The sequence below is a fragment of the Xanthomonas sp. LF02-5 genome, from assembly GCF_034105325.1.
GTDB lineage: Bacteria > Pseudomonadota > Gammaproteobacteria > Xanthomonadales > Xanthomonadaceae > Xanthomonas_A > Xanthomonas_A sontii.
Genome location: NZ_JAXGGF010000024.1, coordinates 1 through 456, shown reverse-complemented (window position 1 = coordinate 456; position 456 = coordinate 1). Strand labels below are relative to the sequence as shown.

Genomic DNA, 456 nt, shown 5'->3' with positions numbered 1-456 from the left:
ATTCGATCACGCTCGGCATCACCGACGCCTTCAAATCGCAGACGCTCGCGGAACTGGCGGCACGCGCCGACGAGCAGCGCGCACGCGACCTGCCCGCGGTGGCGCCGATCCAGCGCAGGGCAACGCAGACAGCGGCGCCGCTCTCCTACGCGCAACAACGCCTTTGGTTCATCGACCGACTGTCCGGCGGGAGCCGTCAGTACAACATCACCTTGCCCGTGAAGATCCACGGCAGGCTGGACATGGACGCATTGGTCGCCGCGTTGGACGCGATCGTCCGCCGCCATGAGGTGCTCCGCACCACGTACCACGAACATGCGGATGGAAGCGTGCTGCAGCGGATACAGCCGTGCGCGCCGCTCGCGTTGAGCGGCTACCGGGACCTGCGTGGCTGCGCCCTGGACGAGCAGCGGACGCGCCTGGACGAACAACTGCGTGCCGCGGCCGACATCAATG

Annotated in this window: 1 protein-coding gene; it reads left to right on the top strand. The window is 67.5% G+C overall.

Features of this window, described 5'->3' with window-relative positions:
* Positions 1–456, top strand: a 456-nt coding sequence (locus tag SLW52_RS21070; RefSeq protein WP_320741238.1) for a condensation domain-containing protein, incomplete at both ends; no start/stop codon positions are given.